Source organism: Spirillospora sp. CA-108201 (assembly GCF_050936235.1).
Taxonomy (GTDB): domain Bacteria; phylum Actinomycetota; class Actinomycetes; order Streptosporangiales; family Streptosporangiaceae; genus Spirillospora.
The window spans coordinates 8,426,075-8,448,047 of the sequence record NZ_JBNJNE010000001.1; the positions used below are offsets into that span (position 1 = coordinate 8,426,075).

Sequence of the window (21,973 nt, forward strand, 5' to 3'; positions counted from 1 at the left end):
CCGTCGTCGCAGCTCACATGGGGGTCCCGCAGACGACCGCGCCGTCGTGTCCTTACACAGCGATCTGTTCGCGCATCCCAATCAGCGGTCGGGTCGTCTTGGAGCGCCAGGCGGCCAATCCTCTCAAGCCACCCAGGTGGCAAACCCATGAAAGCCATACCTGGCGCTCCCGGGGTCCTCCCAACCCTACGGACGGTCAGGAACGAACACCCAGGAAGAAGGTAAGGAAACCATGACCGAGGCGCCCCCGAAGCGGCTGACCCACTACGCGCACGGCGGCGGCTGCGCCTGCAAGATCCCGCCCGGTGAGCTCGAAGAGGTCGTCGCCGGCCTCGGCGCCGCGGCCCCCTCGCCCAACGCCGACCTCCTCGTCGGCCTGGAGACCGGCGACGACGCGGCCGTGGTCCGGCTCCGGGACGGCCTCGCCGCCGTCGCCACCGCCGACTTCTTCACGCCCGTCGTCGACGACCCCTACGACTGGGGCCGCATCGCCGCCGCCAACGCCCTTTCCGACGTCTACGCGATCGGCGGCCTGCCCGTCGTGGCGGTGAACCTGCTCGCCTGGCCCCGCGACGTCCTGCCGTTCGACCTGGCGCGCGAGGTCCTGCGCGGCGGCCTCGACGTCGCCGCCGAGGCGGGCTGCCACGTCGGCGGCGGCCACAGCGTGGACGACCCCGAGCCCAAGTACGGCATGGCCGTCACCGGCGTCGCCGACCCCGCCCGCCTCCTGCGCAACGACGCCGGCAGGCCGGGCACGCCGCTCAGCCTCACCAAGCCCCTCGGCCTCGGCGTCCTGAACAACCGGCACAAGGCGACGGGCGAGGTCTTCGCGCACGCCGTGGCGGCCATGGCCGCGCTGAACCGCGACGCGTCCGCCGCCGCGCTGGACGCCGGGATCGCCTGCGCCACCGACGTGACCGGCTTCGGGCTCCTCGGCCATCTCTACAAGATGGCCCGCGCGTCCGGCGTGACCGCCGTGATCGACGCCGCCGCCGTCCCCTATCTCGACGGCGCCCGCGCGTCCCTCCGGGCCGGGTACGTCAGCGGCGGCACCCGCCGCAACCTCGACTGGGTCGCCCCCCGCACCGACTTCGGCGCCACCGGCGAGGACGACCGCCTCCTCCTCGCCGACGCCCAGACCTCCGGCGGCCTCCTCCTGGCGGGCGAGATCCCCGGCGCCCCCGTCATCGGCGAGCTGATCCCCGCCACCGACCACCCGCTGGTCGTGCGCTAGATCTCCCTACCGGTCCGGTCGGTGATGCCGGCGCGGTGCCGGTAGTCGCGGACCAGGGCCGCGGCGGCCGGGCCGCGGGGGCGGCGCCCCGGGCGGATGTCGACCGAGAGGGCCTTCGCCTCCTGGATGTGCGTGTTCGGGTCCAGGGACAGGTGCAGCAGCTCGTTCGCCGCGTCGCCGCGGCTGTAGCCGTTCGGGCCCCAGTGGTAGGGGAGCCCGACCTGGTGCAGCGTGCGGCCGTCCACGGTCAGCGGCGACATCCGCCCGGTCACCAGGACGCGCGCCTCCACGACGCCGCGCGGGCTGACGATCGTCGCCCAGCCGCGGTGCTCCAGGCGCCGCTCGGCCGCCAGCTCCGGCGAGACCTCGCAGAAGAACTCCGGTTGCAGCTCGGCCAGGTACGGCTGCCAGCGCGACATGCCGCCCGCCGTGTGGTGCTCGGTGAGCCGGTACGTCGTCGCCACGTACGGGTAGACCTCGCTCCCCGGGTCCGTGCCGCTCGGCGCGTACCGGTTGTCGGGATGCGGCGGCGGCAGGTGCCGGACGGGGTTGCGCTGCTGCCGGTAGAGCGGGTTCCGGAACGGCGAGTCCTGCGGTTCGTAGTGCGCGGGCAGCGGCCCGTCCGTCAGGCCGGACGGCACGTACAGCCACGCCTTGCCGTCGGCCTGCATGATGAACGGGTCGTCGCCGGCGAGCGCGTCCGGCCCGGTCGCGTCGCGCGGCGGCCGGTGGTCCGGCGGGCGGTCGGCGATGAAGTCGGGCACGTCGTGGCCCGTCCACCTCCCCTCCTCGGCGTCCCACCAGACCAGCGCCTTGCGGTCGCTCCACGGCCTGCCGTCCGGATCGGCGGACGCCCGGTTGTAGAGGATGCGGCGGTTCATCGGCCACGCCCAGCCCCACTCGGGCGCCACCCAGCTCTGGTCCTCGCCGGGCTTGCGGCGCGCGGTCTGGTTGACGCCGTCGGCGTAGCAGCCGCAGTAGATCCAGCAGCCGGACGAGGTGGACCCGTCGTCCTTCAGCTGCGTGTAGGACGACAGCGGGCCCCCGTCGGCGTCCCGGCCGTTGATCTCGGCGAGCACGGCCTCGGCGTCCGGCTCGGCGAGGTCGCCGCTCGTCGGGTAGTCCCACGTCAGGTCCAGGACGGGCCGGTCCATCTCGTCGGTGGACCCGGCGAGCCTCTCCCGGACGATGCGGCCGAGGTGGTACATGAACCACAGGTCGCTGCGGGCGTCCCCGGCGGGCTCCACGGCCTTGTGGTGCCACTGGAGCATCCGCTGCGTGTTGGTGAAGCTGCCGTCCTTCTCGGTGTGCGCGGCGGCGGGCAGGAAGAACACCTCGGTGCCGATGTCCTCGGTGCGCATCTCGCCCGTCTCGATCTCCGGGCCGTCCTTCCACCACGTCGCCGACTCGATCAGCGAGAAGTCGCGCACGACGAGCCAGTCGAGGCTGGCCATCCCGAGCCGCTGGATCTTGGCGTTGGCGGATCCGACGGCCGGGTTCTCGCCCATCAGGAAGTAGCCCTTGCACACCCCGTCGATCTGCGCCATGGCGGTCTCGTAGGTGCCGTGCGATCCGGTCAGCCGCGGCAGGTAGTCGAAGCGGTAGTCGTTGCCGGCCGTCGCCGCGTCGCCCCAGTACGCCTTCAGCAGGCTGACCATGTAGGCGCGCATGTTCCCCCAGAAGCCCTTGCGCGCGGACTCCGCCTGGACGAACGCGTCCAGGTCCTCGTTGCCGTGGGCGTGCGGCATCGGGATGTATCCGGGCAGCAGGTTGAACAGCGTCGGGATGTCCGTCGAGCCCTGGATGGACGCGTGGCCCCGCAGCGCCAGGATGCCGCCGCCGGGACGGCCGATGTTGCCGAGCAGCCCCTGCAGGATCGACGCCGCGCGGATGTACTGGACGCCGACCGTGTGCTGCGTCCAGCCCACCGCGTACGCGAACGCCGTCGTCCGGTCGCGCCCGGAGTTCTCGGTGACCATCTCGCAGACCCTGAGGAACCGGTCCTGGGGGACGCCGCAGATCCGCTCGACCATCTCCGGCGTGTACCGCGCGTAGTGCCGTTTGAGGACCTGGAACACGCACCGCGGGTGGTTCAGCGTCGGGTCCCGCTCCGGCTCGCCGACGCCGATCGCCGCGCCGCCCGAACCGTGCGCCTCGCCGCGCGCCGCCTCCTTGATCGGCTGGACGCGCTCCTCGTGCTCCATGTCGCGCCGGCCGGAGGCGGCCTGGACCTCCATGCCCGCGTACTGCCACGTCCTCGGGTCGTAGCTCCGCTTGCCGGTGTCCAGGCCGGAGAACACCCCGTCGAGGTCCTCGGTGCCGCGGAAGTCGTCACCGAGGATCACCGAGGCGTTGGTGTAGGGCACGACGTAGTCGCGGAAGTACTTCTCGTTCTCCAGGACGTAGCTGATGATCCCGCCGAGGAACGCGATGTCGCTACCCGCGCGCAGCGGGACGTGCACGTCGGCGAGCGCGCTCGTCCGCGTGAACCGCGGGTCCACGTGGATCAGCTTCGCCCCGCGCGCCTTCGCCTCCATCACCCACTGGAACCCGACCGGATGGCACTCGGCCATGTTCGAGCCCTGGACGACGATGCAGTCGGCGTGCTGGAGGTCCTGCTGGAAGGTGGTCGCGCCGCCGCGTCCGAACGAGGTTCCCAGACCGGGAACGGTGGAGGAGTGTCAAACGCGGGCCTGGTTCTCGATCTGCACCGCGCCGAGCGCGGTGAACAGCTTCTTGATCAGGTAGTTCTCCTCGTTGTCGAGCGTGGCGCCGCCGAGGCTCGCGAAGCCCAGCGTCCGCCGCACCCGCAGGCCGTCCTGCTCCCACTGCCAGCCGTGCCGGCGCGCCTCGACCACCCGGTCGGCGATCATGTCCATCGCCGTGTCGAGGTCGAGCGACTCCCACTCCGTGCCGTGCGGGCGCCGGTACAGCACCCGCTGCTCGCGGGCCGGCCCGGTCGTCAGCTGGAGGGACGCCGAGCCCTTCGGGCACAGCCGCCCCCGGCTGACCGGCGAGTCGGGGTCGCCCTCGATCTGGGTGACCTCGCCGTCCTCGACGTACACGTCCTGCCCGCAGCCGACCGCGCAGTAGGGGCAGACCGACTTCACGACCCGGTCGGCGGTGCCGGTCCGCGGCCTGATCCGCTCGGTGCCGGCGCTCTTGGCCGCCGCGCCGCGCCCGAGCGGGTCGTCCCCGCTGAACTGGCGGTAGACGGGCCACGACTCGATCCATGTGCGGACGCCCACGTCACACCGCCCTTCTCGGCTCGATCCGCGGCCCACCTACCCGCCGCCCGCCCCGCGAAACACGGGACGGCGGCGGGGCGGGCGCGCGTCACCGGGCGGCGAAGGCGGCGAGGCTCGCCGAGACCGGCTCGGGCCGGCCCCCGTTCTGGACCGCGGACGCCGTCAGCACGTCGATGTGCTGGTAGCCGGGCGCGACGACGCCGCCCGGCTGCGGGTCGCCGCCGAGGCCGCCCTCCGCCTCCAGGTCGAGCGTCGGGTTCGCCGCGATGCCGTCCTCGTGGACGGCGTCGTCGGCGATCCCCGGTGCGGCGGCCAGCGCGATGCCGGTGACCATCTTCGACGCCGGCAGCGGCACCCTGACCCGCACCGCCGACTCGGTGACGTCGGTGACGTGCGAGCCGGAGGCGACCGGCGTCTCGGACAATGGACGCGTCCTCCTTCGCGCGACGGTCCCGCGATCGCGCGATCTCCGCCCGGCTCTCGTGCGCCGGCGACAGGTCCCGCCCCCGGCGGGACCGCTCAGCGGAGCACGGCGGCGCCGACCGCGCCGATCCGCTCGGCGAACTCGGCCCGCTCGGACGGGGACAGCGCCCGCTCGTAGACGGCGGCGGCGAGCCGGTCGGTGATCTCCTCGGCCTCCGCCCGGCGCGGCCGGAGCGCCGCGCAGTCGGGCAGGTCGCCCTGCCAGCCGAAGAAGCGCGCGGTGTCCGGCCCGTCCTGCGTCAGGATCGCCTCCAGCGGGGAGAGCCCGACGGAGGTCGTCGCGACGAGGTGCAGCCCGCCGCGCAGCTCCCGCAGCACCTGCACCAGCTGCATGAGCCGGGCCCGGGCGCCGTCCGGCAGCGGCTCGGCGCGCCAGCCGCAGAACAGCGGCAGCCCCGACCCGTCGGCGGCGCCCGCGACGCGCTCCGCCAGCGCACACAGGCGCGGGTCTTCGGGCAGGTGGGACTCGCCCCAGGCCGCGCATCCGAGGGTGTACCGCCGCGTCGCCTCGCGCGCCCCGGCGACCGCGACCCCCTCGTCCCACTGGGGGCGGACGAACCCCGGCTCGAACCAGCCGAGCGCCGCCGAGACGACGTCGGCGTCGGTGTCGCCGAGCACCCCGCCGCGCCCGGCGAAGTAGTACGCGAACGGATTGCCGTACCCCTGCCGCCTGCCGTGCTCGGCCGTTCCGCGCGACAGCATCCACCGCGACCCGACCCCATGAATGATCTTGTCGGCGGCACGGACGGTCTCCGCGGCGCTCAGCTCGCCCATCGGCTCTCCCGCTTCCTCGCTGCACAAGTAACCGGAAGGTTACTGCCCAGCCGGGACGGGCCGGTGCCGCGGGCAGCTGTGTTTCAAGGTCCCGGCCCACTTCGCTCGCCTGGCGGCTCGCTACGTGACCGGGCCCGGGCGAACGCGGCATCGCTTCGCGATCTGCCCGGTTCCGCTCGCCTCCGGCTTCACTCCACCGGGCAGGTCACGCGTTCGCGTGCGGGGCGGAGGCCGGTTAGAAGGATCTCTAGGTCGGAGACTCGCCGCGCACGGCCCCGCCGCGCGGTTCCGGCGCCGGGCCGCCGGGCGGGTGGTGCCAGTCGAAGCACACCACGACGGCGTCGTCGGCGAGGTCGGCGCCCTCGTGGAAGTCGATGAGCTCGTCGATCACGGTCAGCGGGACCTCGGCCGCGGGCTGCAGCCGGCTCCGCCGGGTGGCCTGCTCCAGCAGGAGCGTCCCGTACTCGCCGGCCGTGGCCTTCGCCGCGAAGACGCCGTCGCTGACGATGACCAGCCGGTCGCCCGGTTCGAGGCCGAACCGCTGGGGCCGGTACTCGGTGTCGGGGAACATGCCGAGCGGAAGCTGCTGCTCCAGCGGCACCAGCGTCACCTCGGCGCCGCGCAGCAGGAGGATCCGCGGGGACCCCGCGTCGATGACGTGCACCGTCCCGTCGGCGAGGTCGATCCGCATGACGAGGGTCTCGGTGAACTCCCGGCCGCCGTGGCGCACGTGCACCATGTCGTTCGCCAGGCTCGCCTGCTCGCCGAGATCGGCGCCCGACCGGCGGGCGTTGCGCAGCGCGCCGACGGTCAGCGACGTCAGCAGCGCCGCGTTGATGCCGTTGCCCGAACCGTTGGTCACGGTCAGCGCCAGGTGGTCGTGCTCGACGGACCAGTCGAAGTTGTCCCCGCCGATCGAATAGGCCGGCTCCAGATGCCCCGCGAGGCTGAACGAGTCGTCCGCGTGCGCGTGGCCGGGCAGGAGCTGCCACTGCAACTCGGCGGCGAGCGTGAGGCGGCGACGCCGCCTGGCCCGCTCGTACCGGTCCGTCCGGTTCCACGCGACCTTCAGGGCGCTGCCGAGGAGCTCGCCGATCTCGGCCAGCTCGCCCACCTCGTCCGCGCTCCAGGGGCCGGACGAGACGATCTCGAGGACGCCGATCCGCTCGCCCCGCGCGCGGACCGGGATGTAGGTCCCGGACTCGCCGGACCCGTCGCCGTCGCCCTCGGCGGAGGCGAGGACGCGGCCGGTGACGAACGACCGGCCCGCCGGGGTCTGCCGGATCCGGATCACCTCGGCGCCCTCCTCCTCGGCGGACGCCGCCTCGCCGTCCGGGACGGCGAGCGCCAGGCTGTCCGGGTGGGGCGTCGCGAGAAGCGGCGCGACCGGCATCAGCGTGCGCGAGTGGTAGTCGCAGACCAGGAGCCGGGCCGTGGAGACCACGGGGTACTCCCGCGAGAGGGTCGCGGCCAGCACCTCGGGCAGCGCGTACGCGGGGGCGGCGCGCAGCGCCCGCTCGACCCTGGCCGTGCGCCTGCCCTCGCCCCCTGACGGGCGGACCGGCCCGTCCCCGGCCGGGCGGCCCTGTCCACCCCTGGCCGGGCGGCCGTGCTCATCCCTGGCCGGGCGGCCGTGCTCATCCCTGGCCGGGCGGCCGTGCCTGCTCATCGCGACCCCATCTCAATCACTGCCTGCCGACGCGCCGGACGCGGCCGAGTCCCCGTCGCGGTCCGGTTCAGGTGCGCCGGACCGCGGGAACGGCCGTGCCCCCTCGACCGGCCGTCCAACCGCGGGAATGCGGCTCTGCCATCGGGTCCGCCGCGTCTCGGACGCAGGACCGCAGGGGAAGACTGCCAAAGAGTTTGCCGTATGGCAAATACTTGATGTCGAGGCGCGAAAGGAGGGGGGCGCAGCGGGGGGCGCGGGCGCCGGTCAAGCCGTCCGGGACCCGGGCATCCCTCTCCCACCCTCCTCGCCCCGCTCGGCCGCCTGGCCGAACTCGGTGAGCGCGTCCAGCAGCCGTCCCCGGGAGGCCGGGGACATCTGCGCCAGCACGTCCCGCACCGCCGCGCGGCGCCGCCGGACCAGCTCGGCGTGCAGGCGTTCGCCCTGGTCGGTCAGCCGCAGCACGATCTCGCGCCGGTCGACGCGGGCGGTCTCCCGCACGATCAGCCCGGCCGCCTCCAGCCGGTCGCAGAGCCGGCTCGTGGACGAGGGGATCGCGCCGAGCTCCTCGGCGAGCCTGCCGAGGTTCAGCCGACCGAACCGCGCGATCACCTCGACGGCGCGCAGCTGGATCGGCGATATGGCGGGTTCGAGGCCCTGGTCGGCGCGGTTCCAGAGCAGCGCCGTCGAGCTCAGCACGCGTTCCACGGCGGCCGCGACGTCGCCCGGCACGGCGCCGTGCCCCTCTCCGGCCTGCTCTTCGCCTGACGGCCGCGGTCGTCGCTGACTCACACCTCAGCCTTTCGCACGGAGTCCCCGCCGGCGGCTCGCCCCCCGGCGGCCCCGCCGCGCCGCCCCCGGTCAGGGCCGGGCGGTACGGTCGCGGGCACTACCACGATAGAGGCTCGGGCCGTCGCGACGCACGGCGGCGTCCGATCCGAACCCGCGGGCCCCGGCGCGCGTACGAGGAAGTGGGCCCGCGGGGCCCGGCCGACGCGACGTGAACGGACAGGGATTCGTGGAGCCTGCGCGGGGTGACCGGAGTGGGTGACCGGGCGGCGAGCGCCGGGTTCCTGTCACGGCTGCTGGACGCGCTGGAGGACGACTGCGCGGTGTGCGGGGGAACGGGCGGCACCCCGAACGGGCAGTGGCTCGCCTGGCACCGCCGGGCCGGCGAGCTGATCGCGGTCGCCCAGGCCGCCCGCCGCGCCCACGAGCTGCGTCCCGCCGGTCCGCCGGGCGTCCCGCCGACGCCGGACGCGGTCGCCGAGCCCGCCATCGTGACCGCCGTGGAACGCGCCATCGACGATCACATGAGGGCCCGCCCGGACGGACCGGAGGAGGAGCGGTGCGCCGCGTGCCGGGGCCTCGGCAAGCAGCTCACCCCCGCCGGGCGGCAGTTCGCCGAGGTGCTCGCGCGGCACGGCTTCGTCCGCCGGGAGTGAGGCCCCGCTAGGGAGCGAGGAGGATCTCCAGCATGCGGTCCCGGGGGTCGGGCCCGGTCCCCGGCACGAGGTAGCCGCCGGCCCAGACCCGCAGCATCAGCTGCGCCCGCAGGAGCGCCTCCTCCTCGTCGAACCCCAGGTCCTCCAGGCACGCGGCGATGTGCCCGAGCAGGGCGCGGTCGGCGTGCCGCACCGCCTCCTGCGCCGCGGGCTCGTGCTGGGCCCACAGCCGCATCGCCCGATCGATCGGCGCGACCTCGCGGCCGAGCGCCTGGATGCGGCGCAGCCGCTCGCGCGGATCGGCGGTGCTGCCGAGCGCGAGCCCCAGCACCTCGTCGGTCCGCTCGTGCGCCCACCGGTCCAGCAGCGCCCCCATCAGCTCCGGGCGGTCGCGGAAATGCCAGTAGAAGCTGCCCTTGGTGACGCCGAGCCGGGCCGCCAGCGCGGTGATCGCCACACCGCGCTCGCCGGCGCGGGCCAGCTCCTCGTAGGCGGCCTCGATCCAGTCGCGCCGCGCCACCCTGGGCCGCGCGGCCGTCCCGCCCGCCGCCCTCGTGCCGGCTGCCTTCGCGCGGGCCGTCATCCCACCCCCTGTCTCCGCCGGGACGCCGTCACACCAGCGTCACCGCGCCGGGGTCCAGTCCCAGCTCGATCCTGCCGTAGAGGGCGTACGCCGCGTCCGGTTCGAACACCACGTGCCCGGAGATCGTATTCACGTCCCGCTGCGCCCGCTGGAAGGGGGAGTCGGTGAACTGCGCGCTCGCCCCGGCCGCCGCGCACAGGTCGTTGACGACCCGCCGCGCGGTCCCGGCGACGTGCGCCGCCACCAGCCGGGCCCCGGCCCGCCGGCGCAGGTCGCAGGTCCCCTCCGCCACGGCGCCGACGACGCCGCGCAGGGCGTCCTCCAGCAGCAGCCGGGCGGCGGCCAGGTCCGCGGTCGCCGACGCGAGCCGGATCTGCGCGCCGGTCGTCTCGCGCTGCCGCTCGCCGGAGTAGGCCATCACCCGGCCCCGCGTCCGCTCGGCGAACCGCGCCAGCGCGCCCTCGGCCACGCCGAGCACGGGCGCGGCGCCGGTCAGCGCGAACACGGGCACGAGCGGCGTCCGGTAGAGCGCCCCGGAGTGGACGAGGGACCCGGGCGAGCGCCCCTCCGCCAGGTCGAGGAGCGGCACCGACCGGTGCGCCGGGACGAAGACGTCCGCCACCTCGATGTCGTTGCTGCCCGTGCCCCGCATCCCGCTGGTGTGCCAGACGTCGTGGACCGCCGCCTCCTCGCGCGGCAGCAGGAACAGCCTCGGCTCGATCGCGTCGCCCGCGGTGACCAGGGCCGTCACCATGACGTGCCCGGCGTGCATGACGCCGCTGCCCCACGACCAGCGCCCGGTGACCCGGTGCCCGCCGTCCGCGGGGGCCGCCGTCCCCGTCGGCGCGAGGACGCACGGGATCAGCGCGTACGGCCGGTCCGCCCAGACCTCGGCCTGCGCCCGCCCGGGGAAGAGCCCGACCATCCAGTTGTGCAGCGTGTAGATGACCGACAGCCAGCCCGTCGAGGCGCATCCGGCGCCCGCCTCCCGGCACGCCGCCGCCATCTCCTCGAACCCGCGCTCGGCCCCGCCGAAGCGCTTCGGCACCAGCATCGCGAAGAGCCCGGTCGCGGCCAGGTCGGCGATGGTCTCGTCCGGCAGCCGCCGCGCCTCCTCGGCGGCCCGCGCGCGCTCGGCGAACACCGGCGCGAGGTCCCGGACACGGCGCGTGATCTCGTCTCCGTACTCCATGGTACGGAACCATACTCAAAGGTATGGTGGCGCCGCGAGCCCCTGCCCGGTGTACGCCGGACCCCAGCGGTGGGCAGACGGCTCGCCGGCGGCGCGGCGGTTCGCCGAGGAGTGGGACATGCGGTGGCCGGCCGCGCGCGGCCGGGCGGGGAGCAGGCCCCTCAGGAGGTCCGGTAGAGGGTCATCGCCGGGGTGAAGGTGACGGGGAGCGCGGCGAGGCGGCGGACCCAGAAGGACGGGAGCCACAGGAGTTCGTCCGGTTTGACGGCCAGTTCGATGTCGGGCAGGCGGTCGAGCAGGACCTCGACCGCCGTCCTGGCGACGACCTCGGCCAGCTCCGGGGCGGGGTAGGGGCATCCGTGGTCGCCGTGGCCGAACGACAGGTGGGCGCGGTTCCCCGCGCCGGCGCCCTGCACGGGCGGCTGGACCTGGGGGTCGGCGTTCGCCGCGGCCCAGCCGAGGATCAGCATGTCGCCCGGACGGATCTTGCGGCCGGCCAGCTCGCAGGAGCGCACGGCGAAGCGGCCGATGTTGTTCTGGGACGGCGTGTCCTCCCACAGCACCTGGTTGAGCGCGTGCGAGACGCTGCCGCGGCCGCCCTGGAGCGTCACGGCGAACTGGTCGTCCACCAGCATCAGCCGCAGCGTGTTGCCGATCCAGTGGCCGGTCGGCAGGGTCCCGGCGCTGAGCATGGGGATCAGGTCGCTGATCAGCTCGTCGACGGTGTAGCCGGCGGGGTGCTGGAGCAGGCGGGAGGTGACGTCCGCGCCGGGCTGCGCCCTGCGGGTCTCGGCCAGCCGGCGCATGGTCTCCTGGAGCCGCTGGTAGGCCGCGACGGCGTTCTCGTCCGAGCCCGCCACGTGCTGGATGTCGCGGATCATGTCCGGCACCTCGGCGTCGGGGACGCCGAAGAGGCCGACCATCACCATCGGGGGGAGCCGGTCAGCGAACTGCCTGCCGAGGTCGGCCTCGCCGTCCCCGGCGAACTCGTCGATCAGATGGTCGGCGACGCGCTCGCTGATGCCCGCCAGCTCGGTGCGGTCGACGGCGTCCAGCGCGTCGCTGATCGCCGCGCTGCGCCGGTGGTGCTCCTCGCCCTCGGCGAGCATCACCGAGGGGTTCCAGCCGACGAACGGCAGCAGCGACCAGTTCTCGGGGACCATGTCCCAGGCGTTCCAGCGGCGGGTGTCGCGCGCGAACAGCGCGGGATTGCCGGTGACGTGGTTGACCTCCCGGTACCCGATCACGTACCAGGCGGGGATGTCGCCTTCGAGCAGGACGGGCACGACGGGGCCGTGCTCGCGTCGCATCCGTTCGAAGAAGTCCCTCGGCCGCTGGTCGAAGGCCTCGCCGTACAGGCGGACGGCGTTCTCGTCGGTGGGCGGCCGGACGGTCTCGTCGGTCACTGCGCGGCCTCCTGGAGCGCGGCGGGATCGTGGAGGGTGGTGAGGTGCCGGACGAGCGTGATCAGCACGCTCTTGGAGGAGTCGCGCTGCCGGGCGTCGCAGTCGACCAGGGGGACGCCCTCGGAGAGCGACAGCGCGTCGCGGACCAGGTCCAGCGAGGGCTGCGGCTCGGGGCCGTCGAACCTGTTGACCGCCACCACGAACGGCATCTTGTGGTGCTCCAGCCGGTCGAGCGGATAGAAGGACTCCTCCAGGCGGCGCGTGTCCACCAGGACGACCGCGCCCAGGCTGCCGGAGAACAGCTGGTCCCAGATGAACCAGAACCGCTGCTGGCCGGGGGCCCCGAACAGGTAGAGCACGCGGTGGGCGTCCAGGGAGATGCGGCCGAAGTCGAAGGCGACCGTGGTCGTCCGCTTGTCGGCGACGCGGCTCGGGTCGTCGATGCCGACGCCGGCCTTCGTCATGATCTCTTCGGTGCTCAGCGGGCGGATCTCGGAGATCGAGCCGACCATGGTGGTCTTCCCGACGCCGAACCCGCCCACGATCACGATCTTCAGTGCGTCCCGGACGCTGCGGCGCAGTGGCACACCGCCCGCGGGCGCGTTCGCGGGGTCCGGTGCGAGGTCAGAGGGCTTTGAGTCCATCGAGCACCTCCTTCAGAGTGTCCAGGTCGGCCAGCTGGGTCGTCGCGGTGGCCGACGTCGGATGGCGGACGGTGATGTGGCCTGTGTCGCGCAGGTCGAGCAGGAGGATCTTCACGACGCTCACCGGCAGCCGCAGATGGGAGGACAGCTCGACCACCGCGACCGGCTCGTCCCTGCACAGCCGCAGGATCGTCACGTGCTCGGACTGCATGCCCGGCGCGGGGTCGTTCTCCGCGACGACCAGCGTGACGAGGTCCAGGTCGGTGTCGGCGGCCCGGCTGCGGCCACCGGTCACGGTGTAGAGCCGGTCCGGCCCGTCGAGATCCAGGGGACGCGGATTCATCTCGACGCGGACGTGCGCGGAGCCGCGGTGAGATAGCCGCCGATCTGCTCCACCAGCTCGTTCATGCTGTGCCCGACCAGGCCGACGTCGGCGTCGTCGCCGGCCACGACGGCCAGGTGCGCACCCTCGCCCGCCGGGACGATCAGCAGCAGCCCGCCGGCGAACTCCACCATCGACTGGCCGGCGCGGACGCCCTGGCCGAACTCGTGGGAGGCGGTCAGGGACAGGCTCTGGATGCCCGAGGCGATGGCCGCGAGCTGGTCGGCCCGGTCGTCGTCCAGGCCGGGGGTGTGGCAGATCTTCAGTCCGTCCCTGGACAGCACCAGGACGTGCTGGATGCCGGGAGCCCGTTCGGCGAGGGACGTCAGAAGCCAGTCGAGTCGACGCTCATCGGTGCTCATCAAGATCACGGGGCGCCGTCCGCCGCAGACGCGGGCCCCTGCCTCCTATCTGTCGATCCTGCGGTCCGGACGAGGCCGCCGGGACCGGTCGGCCGGCGGCCGTCCGCGGGACGGGCGCCGGGCCATGAGCTACTGATCGGGGTCTTCGGTGGGCGGGTCTTCGTGCCCGGCGCCGGTCTCGGCGCCGGTCGTTCGGTGGCTCCCCGACGTGGACGCGCGGAACGCGGCGAACCGCGCCCCCGGGTCGCGGGGCGGGGGAGGCGGGGCCGCCTCCTGCTCCATCGTTCCGGTGAGCGTGGCGCCGCGACGGCGCTTGGGCAGGTGGGCCGCCGGGTCGGAGGCGTCCGCGCCGGGCGCCGCCGCGGCGGCCATGGCCGGGGCGGGTTCGCGGGCGGGGACGCTGCGCCGGGGCGCGTTGCGGATGGACTCGGTCAGGGTTCCGGTGCCGGCGCCGCCGGAGGAGTGGGTGACGAGCTGGCGCGGGATCAGCACGACGACGCCGGTGCCGCCGCGCGAGGACGGCCGGAAGCTGACCCGCAGGCCGTGCTTGCCCGCCAGCCGCCCGACCACGGCCAGGCCGAGCCGGGTCCCGGGCAGCGACGTCAGGTCGCCCGCCTCGGAGACCAGCCGCTCGGCGCGCTCCCGCTCGCGCTGGCGCATCCCGAGCCCGCTGTCCTCGACGGTGATGACGATCCCGGCGTCCTCCTCCTCGGCGTAGACGTGCACGGCCGAGCCGTGCGGGGAGAAGTTGGCGGCGTTGTCCATCAGCTCGGCCAGCGCGTGCATGACGCCCTCGGCCGCGAACCCGGCGATGGCGGCGGTGCTGGTCGAGTGGTACTGGACGCGCTGGTAGGACGCGATCCGCCCCATGGCGCCGCGGATGACGCTCTCCAGCACGATGGGCTTGGTCCAGCGCCGTCCCGAGCGCCCGCCGCTCAGCAGCGCGATGCTGTCGGCCAGGCGCCCCATCTGGGAGACGTGGTGGTCGAGGTCGAGCAGGTCGCCGAAGACCTCGTCCTCGCTGTACTGGTCCTCCAGCTCCCGGAGCTGGGCGAGCATGCGGGTCGTCTGCGCCTGGATCCGCGCCGCCGCGGCCGCGGAGGCCGCCATGGCGGCCGCCCGGGTGCGCTCCCCGGCGGCCACGTCGTCGGCGAGCGAGCGGAGGAGCCGGTCGAGGGCCGCGTGCGCCGGCGCCGGGAACTCGGCCAGCACGGACGCGGCCGAGGCGCGGTCGCCGCGGATCCGCTCGATGAGGACGGGCAGCGTCGTGTCGGACAGCCGTTCGACCTCATCCTGGAGGGCGGCCAGCTCGGCCTCGGCGCGGGCCGCGTGCCGCTCTCCCGCGGCCACGCCCTCCGCCACCATGCGCACGAGGCGGCCCAGCAGGTGGTTCGGGACGGAGTGCAGTTCGGCGAGGGTCTCGTCCGGCGAGGCCCCGGCGTGGAGCCGCTCGATCAGCGCGGGGAGCGGCCCGTCGACCAGTTCGTGGAGCCTGCGCTCCAGGAGGTCGCTCTCGACCTCGACCCTGGACAGCCGGTCGTTGGCGGCCCGCGTGCATTCGAGGAAGTAGGCCGCGGCCCCGAAGGCGAGGCTGATCAGAAGCGCCCCGACGCCGCCGCCCACGGCGACGATGGTCCGCGAGCCTCCGTCCACGGCCAGCAGCGCCCCGAGCCAGGCGCCGCCGGTGACGACCGCCACGATCAGCCAGACCCAGAAGGCGCGTTCCAGCGCGGCGCGCTCGGTGCGTGCTCGATCCGCTCCTGTTGCCATCCCTCATGTCCCTGTGAGCGTCGGTGACTGGCGCGCAGGACTTGCTCGACCCGCTGCACGGCGGTCATATTGGTATAAGGCGTGACAAGAATGCACCAAAATGCTCGGGCGCACAGGTGATCACAGGAAATAGCGATCTTCTCGGGTCGCGCGGCGGTGCGCGCGCCGCGCGGCGTCCCGTGCGCCCGGGCCCCGCGCGCCTCCGGTCCGGCGGCCTGGCCGCCGGACCGGGCGGGCGTCAGGGCCGGACGGGGCCGAGGGCGGTGGGCAGGCTAAGCGGGCCGACCGTGAAGAACGAGGGCGAGTAGGGGATGTCGTCCGGGTCGACGGCCAGGGCGAGGTCCGGCAGCCGCCGGTAGAGTGCGGCGAGCGCCACCCGGCCCTCCAGGCGGGCCAGCGACGCGCCGATGCAGTACCGGGGGCCGTGGCCGAAGCTGACGCGCCCGTTGTTCTCCCGGGTGATGTCGAACCGCTCCGCGCTCTCGCCGTGCTCCGCCGGGTCGAGGCCGGTCGCCTGGTAGGCCACGCCGACGGCCTGGCCCTCGGGGACGCGCACGCCGGCGATGGTCACCTCCTTCGCGGTGAAGCGCCAGCTCGTCATCATCACCGAGTGGCGGTAGCGCAGGGTCTCCTCGACCACGTCGTCCCACCGGTCCCCGGCCTTGGCCAGTTCGAGCTGGCCGGGGTTCTCCGACAGCGCGACGATGGCGTGGCCGAGCAGGTGGACCGTGGTCTCGTGGCCGGCGACGAGCATCAGCCAGAGCACGCCGACCAGCTCGTCGGTGGTGAGCCGGTCGCCCTCGTCGCGCGCCTCGACCAGGCCGGAGGTGAGGTCGTCGCCGGGTTCCCTCTGCTTGCTCTCGGCCAGTTCGTGCAGGTAGGCCTGGAGCGCGTTCTGCGTCGCGAACGCCACGTCGGGCGGGGTGGTGTGCGCGAGCAGCGTCGCGGTCCACTCGCGCATCCGGGGGCGGTCCTCGGCGGGGACGCCGAACAGCTCGCAGATCACCCACATCGGCAGCGCCTCGGTGAAGGCGGGGACCAGGTCGACGACCTCGCCCGCGGTCACGACGTCGTCGAGCAGGCCCTCCACGATCTGGCGGACGCGCGGCTCCAGGGCCTGCACCCGCGCGGGCGTGAACGCCTTGCCGATCAGGCCGCGCAGCCGGCGGTGGTCGGCGCCGTCCTTGGTGGACAGGTGACCGCCCTCGACGATGGCGCGCAGCGGCCAGTCCTCGGAGATCGACCCGTCGTGCAGGGCGGGCCAGTGCCGCGGGTCGCGCAGGAAGGTCCGGTTGTCCCCGGCGAGGATCTCCCGGACGGCGTCGTGGGTCAGCGCCAGGTAGGCGGGGACGCCGCCGGGGAACTCCACCTCGACCACGGGGGCGATCTCCCGCAGCCGGCGGCAGGTGTCGAGCGGGTTCTCGTTCGCGGCGGGGAAGGGGGGCAGGGGGCTCGTCGTCATTCTGTCCCATTCGGAGATGAGGTAGTCGACCGATGGACCATCCTTTCCTCTGTGATCACCTTGTGGCAGGATTTTCACAGATTAGGTGATATATCATTTCTTGTGGTATTGGCGTGACGCGTACATCCGGCGATCCGACGGAAGGCGTCAATTCGGGCTGACCTTCGTGTTAACAAACCACCGGATCGTGTTACCTTGTGTGCCGCCCGGCCTACGCCGACAGCCCGTCGCGCGCGCCGGCCAGCGGGAGGTTCCGGGATGGTCGAGCAGGACGGGGGCGCGCGGGGACCGGAGCGGCGCCGGCAGGACATCGCCGACATCGTCCTCTCCGCCGGCTCGGTCTCGGCCGCCGGGCTCGCCGAGCGCTTCGCCGTCAGCCTCATGACGATCCACCGCGATCTCGACGAACTCGCACGCCAGGGCGTCGTCCGCAAGCACCGCGGCGGGGTGACCGCGCAGCCGTCCGGGGTGTTCGAGAGCAACGTCGCCTACCGGATGAAGTCGATGCGGCCCGCCAAGGACGCCGTCGCCGCCAGGGCCGTCGAGATGGTCGAGCCGGGCATGGCGGTCATGCTCGACGACTCCACCACGGCGCTGGCGCTGGCCCGCCGGCTGGCCGGGGTCGCCCCGCTGACCGTCGTCACCAACTTCCTCCAGGCCGTCAACCTGCTGTCCGCCGAGCGCGACATCCGGCTGATGGCGCTCGGCGGCGACTACGACCCGCTGCACGACTCGTTCCTCGGGGTCTCGTGCGTGGACGCGATCGAGGCGCTCAACGTGGACCTGTGCTTCGTGTCGACCTCGGCGGTGTCCGGCGGGTTCGCCTACCACCAGGAGCAGCGCATCGTGTCGGTGAAGCGCGCCATGCTCGGCGCCGCCGCCCGCAGCGTGCTGATGATCGACCATTCCAAGCTCAGCCGGGTGGCGCTGCACCGGGTGGCGCCGCTGTCGGCGTTCGACCGCGTCATCGTCGACGACGGCGCCGCAGCCGAGGCGCTGCGCGGGCTCGACGAGCACAAGGTCTCCTACGAGCTGGCGACGGCCTGACCGCGGGCCCCGCCGATCGCCGGGGCCCGCGGCGCGTGCCCATGCCGGCTCCGCGTCCCCGGCCGCGCCGGTGACGGCCTCCCCCACGGGCTCGGCGCCGCCTGAGCGACGCGAATGTGAGCCTTGACACCCTGATCAGCCGCCTCCTACTCTCAAGCTCACATTTTTAACGTTAACTTCACAGCCCACTTTGTGGGATTGCGATCGGAGCGGGTGAGTGACAGGTTCCCTGGGTCGCGGGCCAGCGCCGTACGGGCTCCGCTGCGACCACCGGGTGGAGCCGCTCGGGGTCGACGAGCCGGCTCCGCTGCTGTCGTGGCGGCTGACCTCCGGCCGGCGCGGCGACGCTCCCGCCGGTTTCCGGGTCCGGGTCGGCGCCGAGGACGGCACCGAGGTCTGGGACACCGGCGCCGTGGCCGACCCCTCCGCCGTCTCCGTCCGCTACGGGGGCCCCGCGCTGCGGCCCCGCACCCGGTACCGCTGGACGGTCGCGGTCACCGACGGGACCGGCGCGTCCTCGCGGGAGGAGTCCTGGTTCGAGACCGGGATGCCGAGCCCCTCCGCGTGGTCGGCCGCCTGGATCACGCTCGACCCGGGCTTCCAGGACGTGATGGACGCTCCCGAGGAGGGCGAGCTCGCCCTCGCCGACCACGGCCTCCAGCCGGCCGTCCGGCTGCGGAAGGCGTTCGAAGTCGCCGCCGCGCCGGTCGCCGCGCGCCTCTACGTCACCGCCCGCGGCGTGTACGAGATGCGCATCAACGGCGAACGGGTCGGGGACGCCGAGCTCGCCCCCGGCTGGACGGACTACCGCGACCGCGTCGACTACCAGGTCCACGACGTGACCGGCATGCTGCGGACGGGCGCGAACATGCTGGCCGCGACGGTCGCGGACGGCTGGTGGAGCGGGTTCGTCGGCTTCGACGAGCGCCGCTCGGGCGCGCATTACGGAACGTTCCCGCAACTGCTGGCCGAGCTCCGCCTCGTGCACGCCGACGGCTCCGCCGACGTCGTCGCGACCGGCGGCGACTGGCAGAGCGCGCGGTCGCCCGTCCGGTACGCCGACCTGCTGATGGGGGAGTGCCACGACCTGCGCCGCGAGACCCCGGGCTGGGACCTGCCGGACGGCGGCCGCGACGGCGCCGGATGGCGGCCCGCCCGGGTCGCCGCGACCGACCGGAGCCGGCTCACGGCCGCGGTCGCCCCGCCGGTCCGCGCCGTCCGGGAGCTGCCCGCGCGGTCGGTCACCCGGATCGGCGGCGACCGGTTCCTGGTCGACTTCGGGCAGAACTTCGCCGGACGCGTCCGGCTCACCGCGCGCGGGCTGAGCCCCGGCGACCGGGTGGTCGTCAGGCATGGCGAGGCCCTGGACGAGGCGGGCGCGCTCTACACCGCCAACCTGCGCACCGCCGACGCGACGGACGTGCTGATCGCGGGTGAGGACGCCGAGACCGTCTTCGAACCGCGCTTCACCTACCACGGCTTCCGGTACGCCGAGGTGACCGGCCTGGGCGCGCTCCGCGCCGCCGACGCCACCGGCGTGGTGCTGCACAGCGACACGCCCTGGGCGGGCGAGTTCACCTGCTCCGACCCGGACGTCGACCGCCTCCACCAGGCGATCTCCTGGGGGCAGCGCTCCAACTTCGTCAGCGTCCCGACCGACTGCCCGCAGCGCGACGAGCGGCTCGGCTGGCTGGCCGACGCGCAGGTCTTCCTGCCCACCGCCTGCCTCAACGCCGACGTCGCCGCGTTCTTCGACGGCTGGCTGCGCGAGGTGCGGGGCGCGCAGTCGCCGGACGGCGCGTTCGGCAACGTGGCGCCGAGGATCGCGGGGGTGGCCGACGAGGGCGCCCCCGGCTGGGGCGACGCGGGCGTCCTCGTCCCCTGGCACCTCTACCGCGTGTACGGGGACGAGCGCTTCCTGGAGCGCAACCTCGACGCCATGTGCGCCTGGGTCGACCACGTCCACCGGCACAACCCCGACCTGGTGTGGACCCGCCGCACGGGCCCGCACTTCGCCGACTGGCTCGCGCCCGCCCCCACCCCGCGCGACGTCCTCGCCACCGCCTACTTCGCCCGCAGCGCGGCGCTGACGGCGCGCGCCGCCGGGATCCTCGGCGCGGACGAGGCCGCGGCCCGGTACGGCGCGCTCGCCGCTGACGTCCGCAAGACGTTCGCCGAACGCTTCGTGTCGCGGGACGGGCGCGTCCACGGCGACACCCAGACCGCCTACCTGCTGGCCCTGGCGTTCGAGCTGCTCCCGGACGAGCTGGTCCCGGGCGCGGTGCGGCGCCTCGCCGAACTGGTCGAGGAGGCCGGTCCCGGCCTCACCACCGGGTTCCTCGGCGTCGGGCTGATCGCGCCCGTCCTCGACGCGCACGGCCGCGCCGACCTCGCGCACGCCCTGCTGCGCCGCACCGACCCGCCGTCCTGGCTGTACCCGCTGCGGCACGGCGCCACCACCGTGTGGGAGCGCTGGGACGGCTACACCGCCGACCGCGGGTTCCAGGCGGCGGCGATGAACTCCTTCAACCACTACGCGCTCGGCTCGGTCGGCGAATGGCTCTACCGGGGCGTCGCCGGCCTCGACCAGGCGCCCGGCTCGGCCGGCTACCGCGAGCTGCTGGTCCGGCCGCGGCCCGGCGCCCTCACCGCCGCGAGCGCCCGCTACGAGTCGGTGCGCGGGCTCGTCTCCACCGCCTGGACCCGCCGCGACGGCGTGTTCGAGCTGCGGGTGACGGTGCCGCCGGGCGCGACCGCCGCCGTCCACATCCCCACCGACGACCCGGGCGGGGTGCGCGAGAGCGGCATCCCGGTGGCGGACGCCCCCGGCGTCTCGGTCGCCGGAACGGCCCGGCGGGAGCTGCGCTGCCGGACCGGCTCGGGCGAGTACCGCTTCACGGCGGCCCTTCAATGACGTCCGTCCCCGCGAGGGACGGCCGCGGCCGGGACCGCCGCCACCCCGGCGGTCCGCGCCGCGAACGCGAGGAGGAAAGATGACATCGTCGTTCCAGAGGGCGGCCCTCAGCCGCCGCGGATTCCTGCGGATGTCCGGAGGAGTCGCGGCCGCGGCCGCGCTTCCGGCGGGCCTGGCCGCCTGCGGGGGGTCGTCCGGCGGCTCGGGGACCCTGCGCCTGGTGGGCGTCGCCGACCAGCAGAAGGCGCTCGACCTGCTCACCAAGAGCTACACCGGGGCGAAGTTCAGCACCTCGTTCGCGCCGACCGACCAGGTGCAGACGTCGGTGCGCACCCAGCTCGGCGCGGGCAACGCCCCCGACCTGCACGTGGTCTTCCCGGGCAACGGCAGCGCGATGAGCATGGCGCAGATCGCCCAGGCCGGGCTGCTCGCCGACCTGAGCGGCCAGGCGTGGGCGAAGAAGATCCCGGCGAGCCTGAAGCCGGCGTTCCAGAAGGACGGCAAGACCTTCCTCTACTCGGCCGGGTCGAGCGTCATCGGCGCGATCTACAACACGAAGGTGTTCGACAAGGCCGGGGTCGAGCCGCCGAAGACCTGGAGCGAGTTCCTCGACGTCTGCGAGAAGCTCAAGAAGAAGGGCACGGTCCCGATCGCACTCGGCGCGCAGACCCCCTGGGTCACGCAGCTGATCACCTACGCGCTGGTGCCGTCCACCGTGTACGCCAAGAACCCGCAGTTCGACAGCCAGATGCAGGCGGGGTCGACGTCCTTCGCCCAGTCCGGCTGGGTGCAGGCCCTCGACATGTACCTGGACCTGCAGAAGCGCGGGTACTTCAACGACAACCCCAACGGCACGACCTTCGAGCAGCAGACGTCCATGGTCGCCACCGGCAAGGCCGCCATGGCGATCCAGGTCTCGGCCGTCCTGCCCGACTTCCGCAAGGCCGCGCCGAACGCCGCCGACCTGTCGATGTTCCCGGTGCCGGGCGCGGACGACGCGGCGCAGGTGCGGATCCCCGCCGGGGTCGTCGTCGGGCTCGGCGTCAGCGCCCGCAGCAAGAACAAGGAGGCCGCCGAGAAGTTCGTCGCGTTCCTCGGCGAGCAGCAGAACATCAACCGCTGGGCCGAGGCCGTCGCCTGCGTCCCGCTCCTCCGCGACTCCTCCTCCAAGATCGACCCGGTGCTGGAGCCGTTCCTGCCGTACCTGGACGGCGACAGGGCCGACCCGTTCATGGACCAGGCGTGGCCGAACGCCGAGGTGCAGCCCGCCCACTTCGCCATGGTGCAGGAGCTGCTCGCGGGCAAGACCACGGTCGCCAAGGGCCTGGCCAAGCTGGACGAGACCTACCGGAAGAAGTGAC

At 73.9% G+C, this 21,973-nt stretch carries 18 protein-coding genes; 5 read left to right on the forward strand and 13 right to left on the reverse strand.

The features are described from left to right. Positions 1-232: 232 nt before the first annotated feature. On the forward strand, positions 233-1,234 hold the full coding sequence (selD, locus tag ACQEU6_RS40430) for a selenide, water dikinase SelD (RefSeq protein ID WP_499338980.1): 1,002 nt from the start codon (positions 233-235) through the stop codon (positions 1,232-1,234). On the opposite strand, the gene fdh is transcribed toward selD, so the two are convergent. The 5 genes from fdh to ACQEU6_RS40455 all read right to left on the reverse strand — a co-directional run bounded on the left by fdh (position 1,231) and on the right by ACQEU6_RS40455 (position 8,197). Next, entirely contained in the window at positions 1,231-4,482 is a 3,252-nt protein-coding gene (gene fdh, locus ACQEU6_RS40435; protein WP_499338981.1) for a formate dehydrogenase, read from the reverse strand. The genes selD and fdh overlap by 4 nt on opposite strands. Positions 4,483-4,570: 88 nt before the next feature. Next, the gene (locus ACQEU6_RS40440; protein WP_499338982.1) at positions 4,571-4,906 is read right to left on the reverse strand and encodes a hypothetical protein; all 336 of its coding nucleotides are present in this window, start codon (positions 4,904-4,906) and stop codon (positions 4,571-4,573) included. 95 nt (positions 4,907-5,001) lie between these two features. After that, a complete protein-coding gene (locus ACQEU6_RS40445) occupies positions 5,002-5,739 on the reverse strand; it encodes an SCO6745 family protein (protein WP_499338983.1) in 738 nt (245 codons plus the stop codon). A gap of 247 nt (positions 5,740-5,986) precedes the next feature. Further along, complete coding sequence (locus ACQEU6_RS40450; protein ID WP_499338984.1) at positions 5,987-7,408, reverse strand: PP2C family protein-serine/threonine phosphatase; 1,422 nt, start codon at positions 7,406-7,408, stop codon at positions 5,987-5,989. Between the two features lie 264 nt (positions 7,409-7,672). Further along, positions 7,673-8,197, reverse strand: coding sequence for a MarR family winged helix-turn-helix transcriptional regulator (locus ACQEU6_RS40455; protein ID WP_499338985.1), 525 nt, complete (start codon positions 8,195-8,197; stop codon positions 7,673-7,675). Positions 8,198-8,439: 242 nt separating this feature from the next. On the opposite strand from ACQEU6_RS40455, the gene ACQEU6_RS40460 reads away from it, so the two are divergent. Continuing rightward, positions 8,440-8,850: a hypothetical protein gene (locus ACQEU6_RS40460; RefSeq protein ID WP_499338986.1), complete on the forward strand. Its 411-nt coding sequence runs from the start codon at positions 8,440-8,442 to the stop codon at positions 8,848-8,850. 7 nt (positions 8,851-8,857) lie between these two features. Here ACQEU6_RS40460 and ACQEU6_RS40465 read toward each other — a convergent pair whose 3' ends face one another. The 8 genes from ACQEU6_RS40465 to ACQEU6_RS40500 all read right to left on the reverse strand — a co-directional run bounded on the left by ACQEU6_RS40465 (position 8,858) and on the right by ACQEU6_RS40500 (position 16,651). Next, positions 8,858-9,433, reverse strand: a complete 576-nt coding sequence (locus ACQEU6_RS40465) for a TetR/AcrR family transcriptional regulator (RefSeq protein ID WP_499338987.1) — start codon at positions 9,431-9,433, stop codon at positions 8,858-8,860. A 28-nt stretch (positions 9,434-9,461) separates the two neighbouring features. Next, positions 9,462-10,625, reverse strand: coding sequence for an acyl-CoA dehydrogenase family protein (locus tag ACQEU6_RS40470; protein WP_499338988.1), 1,164 nt, complete (start codon positions 10,623-10,625; stop codon positions 9,462-9,464). Positions 10,626-10,786: 161 nt separating this feature from the next. Continuing rightward, positions 10,787-12,031 carry a cytochrome P450 gene (locus tag ACQEU6_RS40475; RefSeq protein WP_499338989.1) on the reverse strand — a complete coding sequence of 415 codons (1,245 nt, stop codon included), beginning with the start codon at positions 12,029-12,031 and terminating at the stop codon, positions 10,787-10,789. After that, positions 12,028-12,675, reverse strand: coding sequence for a GTP-binding protein (locus ACQEU6_RS40480; RefSeq protein ID WP_499338990.1), 648 nt, complete (start codon positions 12,673-12,675; stop codon positions 12,028-12,030). Before ACQEU6_RS40480 ends, ACQEU6_RS40475 begins: the two co-directional genes overlap by 4 nt. Then, on the reverse strand, positions 12,656-13,018 hold the full coding sequence (locus ACQEU6_RS40485) for a DUF742 domain-containing protein (RefSeq protein ID WP_499338991.1): 363 nt from the start codon (positions 13,016-13,018) through the stop codon (positions 12,656-12,658). The genes ACQEU6_RS40480 and ACQEU6_RS40485 overlap by 20 nt, the downstream gene beginning before the upstream one ends. Then, positions 13,015-13,419 carry a roadblock/LC7 domain-containing protein gene (locus ACQEU6_RS40490; protein WP_499338992.1) on the reverse strand — a complete coding sequence of 135 codons (405 nt, stop codon included), beginning with the start codon at positions 13,417-13,419 and terminating at the stop codon, positions 13,015-13,017. Before ACQEU6_RS40490 ends, ACQEU6_RS40485 begins: the two co-directional genes overlap by 4 nt. A gap of 129 nt (positions 13,420-13,548) precedes the next feature. After that, positions 13,549-15,189, reverse strand: coding sequence for a sensor histidine kinase (locus tag ACQEU6_RS40495; protein WP_499338993.1), 1,641 nt, complete (start codon positions 15,187-15,189; stop codon positions 13,549-13,551). 238 nt (positions 15,190-15,427) lie between these two features. Then, positions 15,428-16,651, reverse strand: a complete 1,224-nt coding sequence (locus ACQEU6_RS40500) for a cytochrome P450 family protein (protein WP_499338994.1) — start codon at positions 16,649-16,651, stop codon at positions 15,428-15,430. Positions 16,652-16,909: 258 nt separating this feature from the next. Here ACQEU6_RS40500 and ACQEU6_RS40505 point away from each other — a divergent pair, with 258 nt between their 5' ends. The 3 genes from ACQEU6_RS40505 to ACQEU6_RS40515 all read left to right on the forward strand — a co-directional run bounded on the left by ACQEU6_RS40505 (position 16,910) and on the right by ACQEU6_RS40515 (position 21,972). Continuing rightward, positions 16,910-17,698: a DeoR/GlpR family DNA-binding transcription regulator gene (locus ACQEU6_RS40505; protein WP_499338995.1), complete on the forward strand. Its 789-nt coding sequence runs from the start codon at positions 16,910-16,912 to the stop codon at positions 17,696-17,698. Positions 17,699-17,915: 217 nt separating this feature from the next. After that, positions 17,916-20,612 carry an alpha-L-rhamnosidase gene (locus ACQEU6_RS40510; protein WP_499338996.1) on the forward strand — a complete coding sequence of 899 codons (2,697 nt, stop codon included), beginning with the start codon at positions 17,916-17,918 and terminating at the stop codon, positions 20,610-20,612. Between the two features lie 79 nt (positions 20,613-20,691). Then, positions 20,692-21,972, forward strand: a complete 1,281-nt coding sequence (locus tag ACQEU6_RS40515) for an ABC transporter substrate-binding protein (RefSeq protein ID WP_499338997.1) — start codon at positions 20,692-20,694, stop codon at positions 21,970-21,972. The last annotated feature ends 1 nt before the right edge of the window (position 21,973 follow it).